General features: G+C 62.7%; 15 protein-coding genes and 1 pseudogene. All 16 read right to left on the reverse strand.

From position 1 onward, the window contains the following. Positions 1–34 precede the first annotated feature (34 nt). Positions 35–423 (reverse strand): annotated as a pseudogene (locus tag CXQ81_RS31410) (hypothetical protein). Positions 424–535: 112 nt separating this feature from the next. Then, positions 536–928: a hypothetical protein gene (locus tag CXQ81_RS07505; RefSeq protein ID WP_053259708.1), complete on the reverse strand. Its 393-nt coding sequence runs from the start codon at positions 926–928 to the stop codon at positions 536–538. Beyond that, entirely contained in the window at positions 922–1,467 is a 546-nt protein-coding gene (locus CXQ81_RS31415; RefSeq protein WP_256593458.1) for a hypothetical protein, read from the reverse strand. Before CXQ81_RS31415 ends, CXQ81_RS07505 begins: the two co-directional genes overlap by 7 nt. Beyond that, positions 1,437–2,114 carry a hypothetical protein gene (locus CXQ81_RS31420; protein WP_256593459.1) on the reverse strand — a complete coding sequence of 226 codons (678 nt, stop codon included), beginning with the start codon at positions 2,112–2,114 and terminating at the stop codon, positions 1,437–1,439. The genes CXQ81_RS31415 and CXQ81_RS31420 overlap by 31 nt, the downstream gene beginning before the upstream one ends. Before the next feature lie 226 nt (positions 2,115–2,340). Continuing rightward, positions 2,341–2,622, reverse strand: coding sequence for a short-chain dehydrogenase (locus CXQ81_RS07515; RefSeq protein ID WP_101336891.1), 282 nt, complete (start codon positions 2,620–2,622; stop codon positions 2,341–2,343). Positions 2,623–2,965: 343 nt separating this feature from the next. Next, positions 2,966–4,417, reverse strand: coding sequence for a mannose-1-phosphate guanylyltransferase/mannose-6-phosphate isomerase (locus CXQ81_RS07520; RefSeq protein WP_007930049.1), 1,452 nt, complete (start codon positions 4,415–4,417; stop codon positions 2,966–2,968). Between the two features lie 261 nt (positions 4,418–4,678). Continuing rightward, positions 4,679–5,335: an alginate O-acetyltransferase AlgF gene (locus CXQ81_RS07525; RefSeq protein ID WP_053259711.1), complete on the reverse strand. Its 657-nt coding sequence runs from the start codon at positions 5,333–5,335 to the stop codon at positions 4,679–4,681. 16 nt (positions 5,336–5,351) lie between these two features. After that, positions 5,352–6,527, reverse strand: coding sequence for an alginate O-acetyltransferase (locus tag CXQ81_RS07530; protein ID WP_007930047.1), 1,176 nt, complete (start codon positions 6,525–6,527; stop codon positions 5,352–5,354). An 11-nt stretch (positions 6,528–6,538) separates the two neighbouring features. Continuing rightward, a complete protein-coding gene (locus CXQ81_RS07535) occupies positions 6,539–8,104 on the reverse strand; it encodes an MBOAT family protein (protein WP_101336892.1) in 1,566 nt (521 codons plus the stop codon). 211 nt (positions 8,105–8,315) lie between these two features. Beyond that, complete coding sequence (locus CXQ81_RS07540) at positions 8,316–9,440, reverse strand: mannuronate-specific alginate lyase (RefSeq protein ID WP_053259713.1); 1,125 nt, start codon at positions 9,438–9,440, stop codon at positions 8,316–8,318. Between the two features lie 7 nt (positions 9,441–9,447). Continuing rightward, positions 9,448–10,896 (reverse strand): alginate O-acetyltransferase, encoded by a 1,449-nt coding sequence (locus CXQ81_RS07545; RefSeq protein ID WP_007932828.1) that lies wholly within the window; start codon positions 10,894–10,896, stop codon positions 9,448–9,450. An 11-nt stretch (positions 10,897–10,907) separates the two neighbouring features. Further along, a complete protein-coding gene (gene algG, locus CXQ81_RS07550; RefSeq protein WP_087091307.1) occupies positions 10,908–12,512 on the reverse strand; it encodes a mannuronan 5-epimerase AlgG in 1,605 nt (534 codons plus the stop codon). 26 nt (positions 12,513–12,538) lie between these two features. Then, positions 12,539–14,191: an alginate export family protein gene (locus tag CXQ81_RS07555; protein WP_256593460.1), complete on the reverse strand. Its 1,653-nt coding sequence runs from the start codon at positions 14,189–14,191 to the stop codon at positions 12,539–12,541. Then, the gene (gene algK, locus CXQ81_RS07560; protein WP_062823611.1) at positions 14,188–15,720 is read right to left on the reverse strand and encodes an alginate biosynthesis TPR repeat lipoprotein AlgK; all 1,533 of its coding nucleotides are present in this window, start codon (positions 15,718–15,720) and stop codon (positions 14,188–14,190) included. Before algK ends, CXQ81_RS07555 begins: the two co-directional genes overlap by 4 nt. Positions 15,721–15,746: 26 nt before the next feature. Further along, positions 15,747–16,916, reverse strand: a complete 1,170-nt coding sequence (locus CXQ81_RS07565; protein ID WP_101336893.1) for an alginate biosynthesis protein Alg44 — start codon at positions 16,914–16,916, stop codon at positions 15,747–15,749. A gap of 35 nt (positions 16,917–16,951) precedes the next feature. Next, the gene (gene alg8, locus CXQ81_RS07570; RefSeq protein ID WP_009042274.1) at positions 16,952–18,433 is read right to left on the reverse strand and encodes a mannuronan synthase; all 1,482 of its coding nucleotides are present in this window, start codon (positions 18,431–18,433) and stop codon (positions 16,952–16,954) included. Positions 18,434–18,617 lie beyond the last annotated feature (184 nt).

An 18,617-nucleotide genomic window follows, 5' to 3' on the forward strand; every position in this document is an offset into this window, starting at 1 on the left:
CCTGATGAAAAGATGCCTCCCTGGCTAGAGAAAGTCAGCTTGTTAATTTCAACAACGCATACATGATCGAGCCCCAGGTCAGTAGCACAACATCCATCCAGTTCCTGATAGTTAACAGGCGTTGGAGATGGGGAGGGAAGTTGTCTATGTCTTCCTCGGAAAGAAAGCCTCTACGAGCCGCAGGACCAGGCCAAAGCATCGATCCTCGAACGGCGGCCAGCATAAAAAATGGGTGAACCATCCCTCGTAGGGAAGGCTCTTGGCCCAGCGATAAAAGTGTTGGCTCCGTTGCAGGGCCTCCAGCATTTCTCTCAGGTAGCGACGGCTCAGGTAGTAGCTGAACGAGAGGTTTATTACGCACAGTAGAAGCGGACTGGCGACCAGTACGAGGCCTAACCATGAATACCAAAAACTCTTTGCCATCATGGTCGGATTACCCCGTAAATAACTTCCTCAGTTCTTTCCCGGCTCATCACCTGAATAACTGTCTTGGATGCCTTCATCCCACAAGACGTGTAAAGCTCCATAGAGGTCATCAGCTATTCAACTTCAAAAACGTATACACAATGGCTGTCCATAGGATCACGACGCCGTCCAACGTATTCTTTACAGTCAGAAGGTGTTTCAGTCGTGGAGGGAAATTGCGTACATCCTTTGCACAAAGAAAGCCTCTACGAACTCCGGCGTTGGGGAAGAGCATCATTCCTCGAACGCTGACAAACATCAGAATGCGCTCGAACCATCCCTGATAGGGAAGCTTGTCGAGCCATCCATAGAAGTAAGAACTCTCCTGCATGGCTACCAGCATCTCTTTCAAGTGGCGGCGACTCAGGTAGTAGCTGAATGTAAGACTTGCAAGAGCTAGCAGAACTGGACAGAGGAGCAGTACAAGCGCGATCCCTGAATACCAGAATTTCTCATCTACCATGGCTGCGCGCGCTCATAAATGATTTCCCCAATCCTCTCCCCAATCACATCACCAGAATCTGTTCCCAGGGATGCTCCTACGCCTACCAAGGTTGCAACACATAGCACTCCGCCAATTGCGGTAGAGGCCCCGAGAGCAGCACAAATAAATCTGCTTCCTGCCATTGCGGTTTCAGTACCCAGTATTCCTCCAGCGGTTGACCCCGCAAACTTCCCCGTTTCAGTAAACATAACCTTCCTGCAACTCTCATCCCCCGCCCCCGCCTGACAAACCTCCCGAACCTTCAACACCGACGAAACCCCACCCAGCGCAATCCCCACATACCCACTCATCTGCATGTACTTCGCCGCACGGCTGACCGATTTTACGTGGGCGACATAGCCCGGTATCTGCCCGGGCCCACCGGCCTTGTCCCATTGATGGACCAGGCTGCGGCTGGAGAGGCCGAGGGCGGTTTTCAGCTTGGGGTGGTCGCCCAGGGTGGTGTAGCCGCGCAGGCGGGTGGAGTTCAGCAGTTGGGCGTCCAGTTGCCTGAGCAATTGCTGGCGCCGGGAGAAGAACTCGGGGGATTTGAGTGGCCGTGTTGGCGGTAGCTGTCCTGATGCAGACGTTCCATGTCGTGCAGGGTCTCGCGCAGTTTGTCCAGGTGTTTGCCCATCGTCGCGGTGCCGATGCCCAGCCAGGTCGAGGCCTGGCCGGTAAAGCCGGTGATCTCGGCCTGATGGTGGACCATAAAGTCGGCTTCGTCGGGCGTCAGCGGTTCGAGGGCGATCTTAACCTGTTCGGCGGCCTGCATGAGTTGCGCTTCCTCGTAGGTGCAGGCGTGGTTGGCCGGATCGCTGAGCACGATCAGGCTGCCGGCTTTGACCGTATCGCCAAGGCCCGGATTGAGGGACAGGTATTTGGCCAGGACGTCGGGTGGCGGGCTGTCGAACAGACGGCGTTGCAGTTCGGCCAGCGGCATGCTCTGGGGCACGACGTAGAAGCCGGGCGCCGCTGGGGCGGATGGGCGAACCGGCTCCGTAGGGGGAGGAGAGGTCTGCGGCCTGCCCAGTATCGCGGGGTTCTTCGGCCGCGCTCCCGGCAGCGGCGGGTTGGGATTGGTCGGGCGCAATACGCGGGGCATTGGCGTCGGTTTGCCGCGGGAATCGGTGGTGTATTTATTGCCGGAAGATTGCTCGGCCATCGCTGTGTTCGCTGTGTTTTTGAGCCTCGCGAAACACTAATGAGCGGGGTGGATGAAGTCGTTGAGAGCTATCTGAAACGACCAGTGGCGTTTTCAAAAAGTCATGTAGGAATTGGCGAAACGCAGCCTGGTACAAGATCGGGAGCACCATGTCGTCAGACAGCCTGCGGTGGCTTCTACGCAAGAGACGTGTACACCCGTAGGAGCTTCCGCAGGCTGCGATTTTTTAGTGATCTGTCAGAGATTCACTACGACGAATACTCCGCCCCAAAACATCCAGCAGGTCGCAACCATCGCGCAGCAGGATGGCACTGGCATGGGCGATTTGCCTGAGGTCCGTGGCATCGGCGTCGCGTGTGTCCATGTGGCTCAGGCTTTCCATCAGCTGGGTCACCGCGAGGATGCGGTAGGCAGCGCTGGCGTGAAGTTCGTCCATGGGCGCACGGGTGTCGATGAACAGGGTGGGAGTGGAGGATTCGTTGCTGGTGAGAGCGATACGGTCGGTCATGGAGGGCTCCAAAAGAAAACAGAGTTGGAAAAACTGCGTTCCTGAGAAAACAACCGAGCCGTCAATCCCGATCACGAATGAGTCGTGACAGGCGCGAGGATAGGGAGCCGCGAGAGGGTGGTCAACTCGATATTTTTAGCCTGAAACAACCTTTTGTATCCGCGGATGGCTGTTGATCTAGCTTGCCGCTTGAAGCTTGCCACTTGCCGCTGCTCCTGAAAAAAATCCCCCGCCCAACCGCCTGCGGATAGGGGACGCAGTCGGTCGGACGGGGGGCAAGGACTTGCTGGCAACGACTCCCTGCTTTTACTTGCAGCTTGCCGCTTGAAACTTGTCGCTGTGATTACTGGGCGATGGTTTTCACCGAGATACCGCGTTCCACCGGGGTGGAGCGGCCGTAGATGTCTTCGAAGCGTTCGATGTCGTCTTCGCCCAGGTAGCTGCCCGATTGCACTTCGATGATCTCCAGCGGGATCTTGCCCGGGTTGCGCAGACGGTGCACCGAGGCGATCGGGATGTAGGTGGACTGGTTTTCGGTGAGCAGGAACACGTTCTCGTCGCAGGTGACTTCGGCGGTGCCGCTGACCACGATCCAGTGTTCGGCGCGGTGGTGGTGCATCTGCAGGGACAGGCACGCGCCCGGCTTGACCGAGATGTGCTTGACCTGGAAGCGCCCGCCCATGTCCACCGAGTCGTAGGAGCCCCACGGACGGTAGACCTCGCAGTGGTTCTGGGTTTCGCTGCGGCCCTGCTCGTTGAGGGTGTTGACCATCTGTTTGACGCCTTGGACCTTGTCCTTGTGGGCGATCATCATGGCGTCCTTGGTTTCCACGACCACGATGTTTTCCAGGCCGATCACCGATACCAGCTTGCCGTTGCCGTGGATCATGCAGTTGCGGCTGTCCTGGATCACCACGTCGCCCTTGCTGACGTTGCCGTTGACGTCCTTTTCATGCACGTCCCACAGCGACGACCAGCAGCCCACGTCGCTCCAGCCGGCGCTCAGCGGCACCACGCAGGCGCGCTGGGTCTTTTCCATCACCGCGTAGTCGATGGAGTTGTCCGGGCAGCAGGCGAAGGTGGCCGGGTCGACGTCCACGGTGTCGGCGTCCTGGGCACTGCGTTCCAGGGTCAGCAGGCAGGTGTCGTAGATGTCCGGGTCGTGCTTTTTCAGCTCTTCGAGGAAGCGGCTGGCGCGGAACAGGAACATGCCGCTGTTCCAGAAGTAGCCGCCGGCCTCGACGAACTCGGCGGCACGCTTGACGTCGGGTTTCTCGACGAAGTGCGAGACGCGGCTCACGCCTTCCGGCAGCAGCGCATCGTTGGTCGACTTGATGTAGCCATAACCGGTTTCCGGCTTGGTCGCCGGCACGCCGAACAGCACCATCTCGCCACGCTCGGCGGCCACGGTGGCCAGGGCCAGGGCGCGTTGCAGGGCCTTCTGGTCTTCCAGCACGTGGTCGGCCGGCAGCACCAGCATCAGCTCGTCGCGACCTTCGTTGACCAGCATCATCGCGGTCAGGGCCACGGCCGGCGCGGTGTTGCGGCCGAACGGCTCCATCAGGATGCGCTGCGCTTCGAGTTTGCGCGCCGCCAGCTGCTCGTTGACGATGAAGCGGTGGTCCTTGTTGCAGACCACGATCGGTGTGTCCATGCCTTCGAACACCAGGCGCTCGAGGGTTTGCTGGAACAGGGTGTGTTCGCCGGTCAGGGCGAGGAACTGTTTAGGGAATTGCTTACGCGAAAGCGGCCAAAGACGTGAGCCACTACCACCTGACAAGATCACCGGAATCATGTTGTTACTCCTTCAAAAATCGTTTGGGTTAGAGCTACTGCGTTCTGTCGTTTCACTCTCTTGTTTTTGTTGCTTGCCGGGCGGTGTATGCCGATCCCTGTAGCCGCTGCCGTCAGGCTGCGAACGATCGCGAAGCGGTCGTGATTCAGGCGCTACGGTCTTGCTGAAAGACCGCGTGAGCCGTTTTCACGATTGCTGCGCAACCGATCGCAGGCTTCGCCAGCGGCTACAGAAATGGCCTTCACCTGCCCGATCGATTCATCAGCGTGTCGAGACCGGGCGCTTGACCCAGACTGGCGACAGGCTGCTGCCGTTGCCGGTGACGTAGAGCACCGCGGCTTCGCCGCGCTCCAGGGCGACCGGCTTGAGGTCGCTGACTTTTTTCTCGCCCTCGTACAGCGCGAAGCTGACTTTCACCGGGTTGATTTCTCGTTCGCCACGGCCCTTGGCGGCCACCGACTGGACCACGTCGGTCTTGCCGTCGGCGGTCTTCAGGGTCAGGGCCTTGTCGCTCAGGTTCTGCACCCGGACCAGGGACTTCTGCTTGTTCTTGAACGGCGGTTCTTCGATCAGTTGTGGCTGGCCGCTGGCGTTGTTGACCAGGGTGTAATAGTGGTCGGCGGCGAGTTTCACCGGCACGCTCTGGCTGCCGACCTTGGCGGTGTAGTCGCCGCCGGGCATGAAGCTGAAGTCACTGCTGGCCAGCGGCGCGACGTCGCTGAGGCTGGTGCTGCCGACGGTGGCGCTGACTTCCTGGTTGCTGGCGTTGTAGATACGCACGAAGGACGAGCCTTTGGGTGCGGTTGGGCCGTACAGCGCGGCGTCGCCACCGGCGAAGGCGGGCAGGGACAGGACGCTCATGCCGGCAGCCAGTGTGATTGCCTTGGCGAGACGACGCGGAGTGATAGTGAAAGTCATGGGTGTCACCTCTCTTTCAGTTTTGCGCCCGATCGGGCGTCTCGGATTTGTTGAGTGCAGCTACGTTCTGTTGGCGGGCGCCGGCTTGTTTGAGCTCTGCGACCCACTGCGGGTCGGCGTCGCCGATTTCGTTATTGACCGGCAGATATCGTTCGGGGAACTCCCAGATCAGCACCTGGGGCGGGCTGTTCTTGAAGGCATCGCTTTTCAGGTAGCTGAGCATCGGCAACACCGGGCCGTGGCCGTCCTCGGCGTAGCTGACCACGTCGCTGTGCAGGGCCTGCTTGAGCGCGCCGACGAAGTTCCAGTTCGGGTTGGCGCTGTAGCTGGTGCCCACCAGGGCCACCGGTACTTCGTTGTCGGCGAACAGCGCGTCGTCGGCGGCCGGCTGATCGTCGGCGGCACGGGTCACGCGTTTCTGCAGCGGCTCCTTGGCCGGCATCAGGTTCTCGAACAGCGGGTCCAGGGGCAGGAACAGGCGCAGGTCGCCCTTGTGCACCACGGTCTGCTCGGCTTCGGTGACGAAGCGTTGCGGCTGGCCCATCAGCGGCGCCTTGTCGGCGATCGCCTTGGCCAACTGGTTGGCGGCGACTTCGGCGCCGGCCGGGGTCCAGTGGGTGTCGGTGCGCAGGAACACTTGCTGGCCGTTCTGCTTGGCCTGTTGCAACGGGCCCAGCAGGTCGGGGGCGAGGATCTTGTCGGCCGCCACCCGGGCGTGGAAGTCCTGGTAGAGGTTGGCGTGGATGCTGGCCGGCTGGACGTCGCCCAGGTGTTCCGGGTACAGGCGCACCTTGGCCGGCACGATCGCCATCACCAGTTTCACGCCTTTCTCTTTCAGGGCCTGGCGTACGCCTTCGACCAGCGCGTAGTTGCCTTGCAGGTTGAGTTCTTCGTTGACGATCGGGTGGAACTCTTCATCGCTGTACAGCCACTGGTCGCGGCCGAGCACCACGCCCGGACGACCTTCGTTGAACAGCTTGAAGTCCAGGGCCGCCCACAGGTTGGTGCCCAGGCGCTTGATCGGGAACTCGTCGTCGTAGTGGGTTTCCACGGCCTTGGCCCAGCGACCGTTGAGCACGGTGGCGTCGTTGTTGGTGCTGAAGCCGAAGAAGCTGCGCACCGACCACAGACCCAGGACCATCAGGGTCACCAGGAACAGGGCGATATAGAAGACGCGTAATGAGCGGGTCATGGTCAGATCCCTCAGAACTGGAAGTAAAGGAACGGCGAGAAGCTTTGCGCCGAGAGTTTGAGAATCGAAGCGATGAACAGCAGCAGCACCAGGGTGCGCATCACGTAACGCGGCCAGTCGGCGACCCAGTAGGCCGGCTGGACCTGGGCTTCGACGCCCACGGTGTAGCCCGGCTGGTGGATGCTGTCCGGCTTGTCCCCCGGTACAGCCTTGATCAGCCCCGGCTGGGCGGTGGCCGGACCGTCGGCCTCGGTGTTGATTTCAGGCTTGCTCTTGACCGGCGTCGGGTTGCGATACAGGTCACGCAGGCCGAAGAACGCCAGGGTGGCGTAGGCCACGACCAGGGTTGCCACTTGCAGGCCGGTGAGGCTGGCGCGGTTGAGTTCCGACAGCGACCAGTCGCCGAAGCTGAACATGGCGCCGTACATGCGACCGGCGACGTGCAGGTTCTCGGCGCGGAAGATCACCCAGCCCATTACCACCAGCAGGAAGGTCAGCACCCAGCGGATCGGGTTCAGGCTGCGCGGCGAAGTGTTGATGCCGAGCATCTTCTCGATCGCCAGCCACATGCCGTGCCAGGCGCCCCAGACCACGTAGGTGATGTTCGCGCCGTGCCACAGGCCACCGAGCAGCATGGTCAGGAACAGGTTGCGATAGGTCATCAGCGTGCCTTTGCGGTTGCCGCCCAGGGTGATGTACAGGTAGTCGCGCAGCCAGGTGGACAGGCTGATGTGCCAGCGCCGCCAGAACTCGGTGATCGACTGGCTGATGTAGGGCTGCTTGAAGTTTTCCATGAAGCGAAAACCCATCATCAGACCCAGGCCGATGGCCATGTCGCTGTAGCCGGAGAAGTCGAAGTACAGCTGCGCGGTGTAGGCCAGGGCGCCCAGCCAGGCGTCGCCCGTGGTCGGGTTCTGCAGGGCGAAGCAATGGTCGGCGACCACCGCCAGGGTGTCGGCGATGAACACTTTCTTGATGAAGCCCTGCATGAAGCGCGTGCAGCCTTCGGAGAACTTGTCCAGGGTGTGGGTGCGGTTGTTGAACTGGTCGGCCAGGTCGCGAAAACGCAGCACGGGGCCGGCGATCAGGTGCGGGAAGATCGCCACGAACGCCGCGAAGTCGATCAGGTTGCGGGTCGCCGGGGTGTCGCCGCGGTAGACGTCGATGATGTAGCTGATGGACTCGAAGATGTAGAACGAGATGCCGATCGGCAACAGCACGTGGGTCAGGATGAACGGGTTCAGACCAAAGCTGGTGATGATCGCGTTGAGGCTGTCCACGCCGAAGTTGGCGTATTTGAAATAGCCGAGGATGGCCAGGTCCACGCCCACGCCGAGCAGCAGCCAGCGCTGGGCCGGTTTGGTGCGCACGCCGGCGGCGCCGACTTTCAGGCCGATCCAGTAGTTCCACAGGGTGACGCCGGCGAACAGCGCCAGGAAGTCCACCCGCCACCAGGCATAAAACACATAGCTGGCGATCAGCAGCAGCAGGTTGCGATAGCGTTGCCCGCTCAGGTAGTACAAGCCGAGAAAGATCGGCAAGAACAGGAACAGGAACACGTTGGATGAGAAAACCATCCCGATCTCTCCATGTTTGACCAACAGTAAAGGGCCAGAGCCCCCCAAACCCCCCCGTGAAAAACCGGGGGCGGCGTATTGCATTCGTCCGTAGCCGCTGCCGAGGTACGAGGCTGCGATCGGCCGCGAAGCGGTCGTGCTCTTGAGGACCTCGGAAGGCTCTTCGAGCCTTGTCGCAGCCTCGTGCCTCGGCAGCGGCTACAGGTGTCGCTTACGAGCCTTTGTTGCCCTTCTCGTGCGAGGGGTCGTAGACCTTGGTCAGGTCGCCACCCAGGCGGAAGGTCTTGAACGGTTGCATCTTGTGCTTGCGTTCCAGTACATCCGGGGCGCAGGTGTAGAGGCTGCAGAAGGGTTCGAGCCAGGCGAATTTCGAGTCGACCTTGAGGTCGGTCATGTCCTGTTCCTTGCCGTTCTTTTCCTCGAACTCGTCCGGGTCTTTCACCCCGGCCAGCACCCGCTCGCCCAGGCGTTTCAGGGCGCCGTTGTTTTCCTGGCGCAGGTCGACGCCGTTGACCTGGGCGAAGCTGGCGATCATCGCCAGCGGCGGCAGGGCGTAGTTGTGATAGGCCAGGGCGCGTTGCTGGCGCTTGAGTTCGTTGGGCAGGAAGCCGTCGGCGTCGACCTGATTGGCACCGACCTTGTATTCCTTCACCGCCCAGTCGAACAGGTCGCGGCGGTTGGTCGCCACGGCGGTGGCCATCACCGACCAGGCGGCCCAGTACGAGTGGTTGTTGGTCTGCTCCAGCGGCAGGTTGTCCCAGTCGCTGACCACCTGGTCGGCCATCTTGCTGAACCAGGCCTCGATCTGCTGCGCCTGCTGCTGGTGAGTGTCCAGCGGATGGGAGTCGGAAAACTTCAGGCGCAGGTAGGCCGAAGCCATGCTGCCCAGGGCCCATTTGCGCATGGACTTGCCGGTGTGGTTGAAGTCCTTGGACATCAACGCATCGGCCTGGGCCCAGGCGCTCAGCCAGCTCAGGGTGCAGTCCAATTGTTCCGGACGGCCGTCGCGCATGAACTGCATCACCCGCTTGCTGGTGCCGCGCTCGATCTTGGTGATGTCGGCGGTGCTGTCGCGAAAGGCCTTTTCCGATTGCACGTTGAGGGTCGCGCGAGCCTTGTCCGAACCTTCGTACTTGCTGCGAAATTGCAGCGAGCCAGTGTAAGGCGCGGGCATGGCGTCGCAGCCTTCGCTGTGGTCGCCGCTCTTGAATTTATCCACCGGCGCGTAATACCCCTGGGGCGGGCGCAGTGGGGCCGCGGCCTGGGTTGCGCCTGCGAACATCGCCAGGCTCAACAGGCTCGGTGCCAGTAACTGTTTCAGCGTTTTGCTTTGCATAGGAACCTCATTGCCCGATTTGCGCGGTGCGTTGACCGGCATCCGGGAATACGTTGCGTTTGCAAATTTTCGCTTCGACTTTCTGTGCCGCGGCGCCGGCTTCCGGACCCTGGACTTCGACCGCCAGCAGGTTCTGCGAGGCCCAGTCTTCGTCGGTGCGCAGTTCAAAGGCGAAACGCCCGTCGGTGTCGGATGTTTCCGGTTTGTCGATCTTGATGTCCTCGTGGCGCCCGTTCATGTACCAGAGGGTGGCTTGCAGGGTTTTCACCGAGGTGTCGGCGAAGCGGATATCGACCTGGTGGCTGCTGTTGCGCAGGTCCATGTTCTTGCTGTTGACCATCAGCTCGTTCTTGCCGGGCTTGAGGGTGGCGCTGGCGCTCATTTGCGCCGGCTTGCCTTCGCAGCCGTTGTCGAGCAGGGCCATCATCTGCCGGTAGATGGTTTCCTGGTCCAGGCGGTACAGCGGCGAGAATTCCCAGATCAGGATCTTCGGTGGCTTGGTCTGGAATTCCTCGCTGCCCAGGTACTGCAGCATGGAGCCTTCGAAGCCGCCGCCGGGGAAGGCGACGTTGAGAATGTCGGCGCCGATCTCTTCCTGCAGGAAGCCGGCGAAGTTGTAGTTCTTGCCGCTGTGGCTGGTGCCCACCAGGGTGATTTCCGGGTTGCCGGAATCGCCGAACAGGTCGCCGTCGCCGGCTTCGCCCTTGGGTTCGGTGGTGAACTGGTCCATGTACTGGATCGCGTAGCTGGTGCCGCAGAGCTGGCCGGCCATGTTGTGCAGGGTGCCGGTCTTGCCCATGCGCCCGGACTTGTGGGTCTCGAACTCACGCTTGGGAATGTCGGCGAAGGCCGGCAACTGCTTGACCTTCTGCGCCACGATCTTCGCCGTGCGCTGGGCGCCGTACGGAGTCCAGTGCTGGTCGCCGCGGAAGTAGAAGTCGTGGGCCGGCAGGGTCTCCGGCAGTTGCTCGTTGGTCAGCGGCGACAGGTCCGGCACCACGTAGCCCATCTGGGCGAAACGGCCGAGCATGCCCTGGTAGTTTTTCAGGGCCTTGTCGTAGTCGAAGCTGGCCTTCTCCTGCGGGTTGAGCTTGTTGCGGTTCACCAGGCCACGGGTCGGCTGGTAGACCAGCACCAGCTCCACGCCCTTGCTCTTGAAGGCGTCGTGCAGCTGTTGCAGGCGGCGATAACCTTCCGGCGTGGTGTTGAATTCGGTGCGCAGGTCTTCCTGGGTACGGAACAGCCAGTCGCCCTGGGCTTGCACCAGGGTGGTGAAGTTCTGCTGGTAGCGGGTGGTGTAGTTCTTCGCGTCATGGGCCGCCGGGCACAGGTTGCAGCAGGGCTCGGCGGTGAACTTCGGTGCCTGGGTTTCATCGGCGCGAGCGCTGTTACTGGCGGCGAGAATGCCCGCGGTCAATGCCGAGAGGCTCAAGAGTTTGATCAGGTGTGGGCGCATGACAGTCATCCTCAATCGCGCATTTCGGTCTGGCGTTCGACAGGGTCGATCAGCACGGCTTTCTGCTGGCGCACCAGCAGGTCAAGAATTTCGTCCTGGCGCTCGCCGAGGATCCCCGAGAAGCTGATGCCGCTGCTCTTGGTCGGGGCGAGCATGGACACGCGGTACAGCTCGACGCTCAACGGCGAGTCGATGGACATCGGGCCGCTGCCATTGGCGGCCAGCTCGCCGCCGACCACGATCAGCGACACCTGGGCGTCGAACGGGTCGAGCTTGATGTCGCGGTCGGTGTCGGAGAGGTCCTTGATGTGGCCGTAGACGCCGGTCAGGCCGTTGGCCATGGCGACGTTCTCGTACAGGCGGATGTTCACGCTGTTGCGAATGCGGATGCCGTGGCGCCGGTTGCTGATCACCTTGTTACCCCACAGCAGGTTGTCGGCACTCTCGTAGAGGGTGATGCCGTCGGTGTGGTTGCGGTAGATCTCGTTGTCGGCGATCAGGTTGTTCACGCTGTTACGGTCGATCACCAGGCCTGAAAGTTTGTTCTCGTAGCTGCGGTTGTTGAAGATGAAGCTGTCGTTCACTTCCCGGGAAATGATGATCCCGTGCTTCTTCTTGGTCCCGTAGACGGTGTTGTCGGCGATGATCAGCCGGTGCGAACGGTCGTGGGGGTCGATGCCGTAGACGATGTTGTCCTTGTAGGTGTTGCCCTTGACCACGAAGTCGCGGGTCTCGTAGCAGTAGAAGCCGTACCACATGTCCGAGAACTCCGAGCCGATGATCCAGCCGGTGGGTTCGGGGCGCTTGAGCACCTTGGCCATGTTCGGCGTGTACTGGGAAATACTCACGCCGTAGGACTTACTGTTGGCGTAGCCGAAGCTGGCCATCTTGCTGTTGACGATGTAGGTCTCGGTGCCGCCCCAGGCCAGCAGGAACGGACGGAATTCCTTGGGCGAGTTGAACGTCGCCGGGCCGTTGTCCTTCTCGCGCCAGCCGGTGACCTTGGTGTCGCGCACGAACAGCTGGCCGTCGTTGACCAGGAACGAACCGCCTTCCTGGGACAGGCGCAGTTCCTGGGTCTGCTGGTCGATTTCCAGGATGCCCTTGCGCCCGACCACGATCGGCAGCCGCGCCAGGTACACGCCCGGCGAGGTTTCGCTGATGTACTGCTTGGGCAGCTTCTTCGCCAGCTCCTTGAGGTTGACGTAACCGTCGTCGATGAAGATCGCCTGGGGGATGCCGTGCTGGCGCACCACCCATTCGGCCATCTTGTTATCACCGCCGATAAAGTCCTTCAGCGCGTCTTCCTGCATCATGCGGCGCACGCTGATCTTGCCGGGCTTGCTGCGCACGATCTTCGCCGCCGCCGCTTCGGCGGTGTAGCCGGAGAGGTCGGGCAGGGCCGGCTTGGCCAGGTTCAGCGGCGCGGTGGGCGCGCTGCTGACGGTGTAGGTCTTGGCCTGTTGCAGCTCCTTGGCCACGGTCGGCTGCTTGCCGGACGTGGCGGCCGGAGCCGGTTCGACGTTGGCGAAGGCGGCGCTGCTGGCCAGCAGCATGGCGCCGGCCAACAGGCTGATCGAGCCTCTTATCGCTGGGCTGTTCATCGGGCTGTTCATCTCAGGCACTCCCTTGGCGGCTCGCATCAGAAGCGCCAGATCACGTCGACAAAGGCGCGGTGCATGTACGAGTCGACGTTCTTGCCATAGGCATCGCCCGGCTTGAACACGCCGCCACGAAAGCGCACCAGCGCCGAAGGCTCGTCGATCGACTGGCTGAGCGCGGCCGGCAGCAGGCCTTGCTTGAAGTACTTGGTGACCACGAGGTCCACTTCCTGGCCAAGGTCTTTCTCGCCATCGCGCAGCGGCAGGGACGAGCTGGAGAGCAGGGCGCCGGTGGCGTCGTCGTAGTTGTTTTCCACGGCGTTGATACCGTTGCTGCCCACCGGCTTGTTGCCGTCCACGCGCCAGAACTTGTGGTAGATCAGGCTGGCGTCATATTCGTCGGCGAGCATCCAGGAACCGAACAGGGTGGCGGTCTGCATGTTGTTCATTTCGCCGCGGAAGGCTTCGCCGAAACGGTGCACCCGCGAGCGGGTCCCGGTGTAGTTCGAGCGGTTGCTTTCCAGGCCGTTCTGTTCGTAGTCGCCGCTGGCGCGGGCGTAGGCCGCGCCGACCTGCCATTTCGGGTCCAGGCGCAGGCGCACGCCGAGGTCGGTGGCCCAGCCATCGAGGCTCTCGCCGCTCTTGGCCTGGGCCGGGCGGGTGCCGTCGGCGTTCAGCGCGTTGACCTTGTCGCGGTCGCCGCTCATGCCGGTGATGCTCGCCCAGTAGTTGACGGTGTTGGTGTTGCGCCAGTTATAGGCGTCGCTGTTGGCTTCCAGGCCGAGCCAGGTCAGGTCGCCGTTCTGGCGCTTGTCCAGGGAGTCGGTGGCTTCGCCCGGAACCGGGTAGTCGAGCTTGCCGTCGTCGTGGCTGTGGTGCGCGCGCACGCCAGCCCAATGCCCCGGGGTCCACTGGTAGGCCACATCGCCGTAGACGTGCAGGCGATCCTTGTCTTCCGGCGCCAGCTCCTTGAGGTCGGTGCGGTACTCGCTGAAGCGCTCGGCGATGCCGACGTTGGCGCGCAGCAGGGTGGTGTCGAAGGTCCAGTTCAGGGCTTCGATGTTGGTGTCGCGCCATTGGCCGTCGTCGTTGCGCAGGCGCTGGCGACCGAACTTCAACTGCTCGCCCGGGTAGGGGGTGAGGCCGCTGTAGCCGATCCAGAACTCGCGCATCGCCAGGTAGTTCTTCTTGCTCTTGCGGTCGCTGTTGTTGCTGCTTTCGGTGCTGGCGCCGTCGGACTGCTGCAGGGTGTCGGTCTCGATGATATCGGTCGAGGTCACCGCCTGGCCCATGGCGTAGGCGCTCCAGTTGCCGCTTTCGCCGTAGACCCAGGGACGCAGGTCGAGGCCGACGCCATTGACGTCGCCGCCGCCCAGGGTGCCGAGGTCACGGTCGTCTTCGGACTGGCCGGTGATTTTCACTTCCAGGCCGAAGTTCTTGCTCTCGGTGATGGCCGCCAGCGTCGGGTTGGACCAGACCAGGGCAAAACCCAGGGCCACACCCAGCTTCGACAGGCTGAACAGTTTTCCCGTAGCCGCTGCCGCAGGCTGCGATCGGCTGCGCAGCAGCCGCAAAACCTGCGCACGCGGTGCGGCTGAAAGATCTCGGGCGCCTGGACGACGTCCGCTGCGCGGTCGATCGCAGCCTGCGGCAGCGGTTACAGGATTGGCGTGGCTGGATGGAGTGAACTTCATAGGGATTCCTCACCGTCTTCTTCCTGCAACGCGTGCAGTTCCAACGTGTTCTGGCTCAAGGCGCCACGTACGGCCTGCTCCTGTTGCAGCAGGCGTTGGGCCTCGGCGCGTTGGCCTGGCGGTAGTTGGGCTTCGAGTTGTTGCGCAAGCTCGTTGGCTTGCGGGGTGTCCTGGGTCTTGGCCAGCTGGCTGAAGACATAGGCGTTGAGCGGGTCGGGCTTGGTGCCCTTGCCCTGGGAGAACAGCTGGGCGATGGCGAAATCGGCGCTGTTCTGGCCGTTGCGCGCGGCGGTCAGCAGGTGGTCCAGGGCCTTTTGCGGATAGACCTGGCCCAGGTAGCCACGGCGGTAGATCTGGCCGAGGTAGTAATCGGCGGCGACTTCCTTGCCCTGGGCCTTCTTGAAGTGTTCTTCGGCGACCTTGGCGTCGGCCGGGACCATCTTGCCTTCGTAGTAGAGCTTGCCCAGCAGCAGTTCGGCGCGGGGCTGGTCGGCGGCGCGACCGTTGTCCAGGTACTGCATCATCTTGTCGACGTCGCCGAGTTCAGGGAAGTCGTAGAGCAGTTGCGCCAGGGTGACCCAGGAGGCCGGGTAGCCGGGAGCGATCGGCTCCAGCAGCGCCTGCGCGGTTTTCTCGTCGGTCTTGCCCAGGCTGGCGTCGCCCAGCACCCGGGCCACGCTGTCGACCCGTTGCGCGCTGATGACGCCGCGGGCGTGGCCGGCCTGCAGCTGTTTGAGCAGCTCGGCCTGTTGCTCCGGCTGGCCGCGTTTCTGGTAGACGGTGGCCAGTTCGACGTAGCAGATATCGGTGACGTTCAGCGCCGCCTTGCAGATGGTTTCCACCTCGGCCAGGTGCTGGTCGTAGGTACCCTGGGTGCGGTACAGCAGCACCTGGGCCAGGCCGGCTTCCGGGTAGCCGGCGCTGCGCCATTGGCTGATCTGCTGCTGGGCGTTGACCTTGGGGAAGCTCTGCGGATATTGCAGGTAGAGCATCGCCAGCGGGATCAGGGTGTTGCCTTCACCATTGGCGAAGGCCTTTTTCAACAGGCCTTCGGCTTCGTGGTGCTCGGCTTCGGTGGAGCCGGGCTTGGCCACCAGCAGGCGACCCAGGCGCGCCTGGGCCCGCGGCGAGGTGTCGGCCGCGGCGCGGTAGGTCGCCTCGGCTTGCTTGATCTTCGCCGGGTCGCGGGTTTCCATCTGGATATCGGCCAGGCCGACCTGGGCGTCGCTGTAACCCAGGTCCGCCAGCTGCCGGTAGTTCTGCTCCGCGAGCACAGTGTCGCCGCGCTTCAGGGCTTCGTTGGCCAGGCGCTGGTCGGGCAGGCCGGCGCAACCGGCCAGGGCCATGGCGGTCACCAGAGGCAACAGCAATGCCGAACCCTGTAGCCGCTGCCGCAGGCTGCGATCGGCCGCGTAGCGGACGGGTTCCGGACGGCGCGCTGTGTTCGCCAGACCGCATTCATCCCCTTCACGAGTGCGTTGCACTCGATCGCAGCCTGCGGCAGCGGCTACAGGGGCCGTTTTCGTCATCGGGAGTGGGGTATGAATAGTCATGGTTAGAGACCGGCAGCCATGGCTTTGTCGATCAGCCAGTTCACGGACGGGCCGCGGTCGCTGCTGACTTCCACCGGGCGGCCGGCGAAGGAGCTGCTCAGCGGGGCGTCGGGTTTGATCTGCACGCGAATGTCCGAGGACAGGTCGTTGCTGTTGAGGCTGGTGCTGCTGACGATGGTGCCGGTGCGTACGTCGTCTTCGCCGGCGATCTGGAAGCTGACCTTGGTCCCCGGACGCACGTCGGCGAACTGGCGGTAGGAGAAACGCGCTTCGACGTTGGCCTGGCTGTTACGCGGGACCAACTGGAAGATCACGTCGCCCTTGCTGGCGTACTGGCCGTCGGCAACCATTTGCTGGGCCACGGTGCAGTCGCAGGGCGAGGTCAGGGTGCCGGTCATCTGCTTGCCGAACAGCTCCTCGACCTTGGCCGGTTGCAGCTGGTCTTCGTTCAGGTGGCCCTTGAGCACGTCGAGCATGCTGGTGCTGAAGGTTGCCAGCGGGGCGCCCTTGGCGGCCACGCCGTCGGCCTGGATCAGGCTCTGCACGGTGCCGTCGCGCGGCATGGTGACGTTCATCCCCGGCGCGCTGACCAGGCCGGCCTGGGCGTGGCTGACGAAGTACATGCCGTACACCGACTTGAGGATGAAACCGAAGGCCGCCAGGCCAACGACGAAGATCCCGGCGCTGAAGGTCACCGCGCGCAGGCGGCCCAGGGCGCTCATGCCGTGGCCGGCGTCCTTGCTCTTGCGCGCCTTGGTGAAGTTGTCGCGCTGCAGGGTGGCGAGCACGTCGCCCATGGTCACGATGTCGCCGGCCAGGTGCGAGGTGATCAGCTGGCGCAGGGTCGAGATGTCCTGGGGCTCGAGGTTCTGGAACTGGCAGCCGACCCGGCCGCTCTGGCGATCCACGGAGCGCACCTGCAACTCCACGTCCATGGCCAGCCCGAGGTTGTCGATGACGAACTGCAGGCGGCCCTTGTGCACGTCGCCGACCTTGATCGGCAACTGCCCGCAGTTGAAGCTCAGGCCGCCGGCGGAGAGGTCGATGACCCGCGCCTCGACTGGGGTCCGGTCGGGGCCGAAGAAGCGCAGCTTGGCCGGGATCTTGACCCGGGCGTGTTGGCGTTGGGCTTCGGATTCATGCACTACATTGACGTTCACGGCGGTGTTCATAAGGGCGATTTCCTAGTTAATTCAGGCAAGGCGGGTCAGACCATCAGCAGCAGCGCGGCGACGAAAATGCTGCCGGCGGAGAAGGTCATGGTCCGAGACGACCAGGTGTTGAACCAACGTTGAAAGCTGGCGAGGTCACGGGACAGAGCAGTCGGTTGGCGGGTCCAGGACTGTTGGTCGAGGCGGAAGAACACATAGATCTTCACCAGGGCCCCGACGATCTGGTTGTAATAGAGGATCAAAGGGTAGGCCGGGCCGATCCTGTGCCCCGAACAGGACAGCAGCAGGGTCAGCAGCAGGCGGGTGATACCGATCCACAGCAGGTACACCAGGATGAAGGCGGTGCCGTACTTGAAGCTGGCGATCAGGGCCACGGTCAGGCCCAGCAGGGAGGTCCACATCGACACGCGCTGGTCGAACAGCACCACGCTGGTGAACAGCCCCAGGCGCTTGAGACCCAGCCCCAGGGCCCGGGAGTTCTGCCGCAGGTTGTTGCCGTACCAGCGGAACATCAGCTTGCGGCTGGCCTTGATGAAACTCTTCTCCGGCGGGTGTTCCACGGTATTGATCGCCGCATCGGGCACGTAGAAGGTGTCGTAGCCCAGGCGCATCAGGCTGAACCAGCTGGACTTGTCGTCGCCGGTGAGGAACTTGAAGCGGCCCAGGCGCCAGTGTTGCAGCGAGTCGCTTTCCACGTCGGCGATGAAGTCCGGGTTGGTGACCACGCTGGCGCGGAACACCGACATGCGTCCGGTCATGGTCAGCACGCGCTTGGACAGGGCCATGGAGCACATGTTGATGTGGCGCTGGGCGAAGCGCAGCTTGTGCCATTCGCTCATGATGTAGCCGCCGCGCACTTCGCAGAACTCGTTGGTGGTCAGGCCGCCGACGTTGCCGAACAGCTGGAACCAGGGCACGGTCTTGCGCACCACGCCTTCGCCGAGCACGGTGTCGCCGTCGATCACCGCTACCACGGCGCGGTCGTCCGGCAGGTGGCGGGAGATGGCGCGGAAACCGAAGGCCAGGCCGTCGCGCTTGCCGGTGCCGGGGATGCGCACGAAGTCGAGTTTGACGTGGGCTGGCGGGTTCATGCGGGCCCAGAGGCTTTTCACCAGCAGCTCGTCGGACATCTCCACGATCGAGCAGACCACGGTGGTAGGGAAGCCGCAGTCGATGGCTTCACGGATCACCGAGCCATAGACCTGGGCGGTGGTCAGGGCGTCGATCCGGAAACTGGTGACCATCAGGTACACGTGGGACGGATCGGCGGCCTTGCCCAGCTTGCGGACCTTGCGGCGCAGGTGCGGGTAGACCACGTAGAGAAACAGCATGCCGCGCACGAAATGCGTGGCACCCATCGAGTAGCGCCAGATACCCACGGCGCCAATCAGGAAGATGAAGTCCTTCGATTCGGAGTCGAATGTGGACGCGGGCAACGCCAGGGCGAGACCCATCAGTAAACTCAAGAAAAACAGCCAACCTGCGGCCTGGAGTAGGCCGTGCTTTAGCCTGTGCATAATCTGCATCCGTCTCGATCTCGGGCGAGCCTGTGGGGTGGCCCGATGGGGTTAAGGCAGGCGAAAAAAGCCGGGGTGGCGTTGGCGCCCTGGCGGACGCCATCGCCAGCAAGCTGGCTCCTACAGGTGCGATGCGATCCTTGCAGGAGCGAGCTTGCTCGCGATCAACCGCGAAGCGGTCGCC

The sequence above is a fragment of the Pseudomonas sp. 09C 129 genome (assembly GCF_002843625.1).
GTDB classification, from domain to species: domain Bacteria; phylum Pseudomonadota; class Gammaproteobacteria; order Pseudomonadales; family Pseudomonadaceae; genus Aquipseudomonas; species Aquipseudomonas chlororaphis.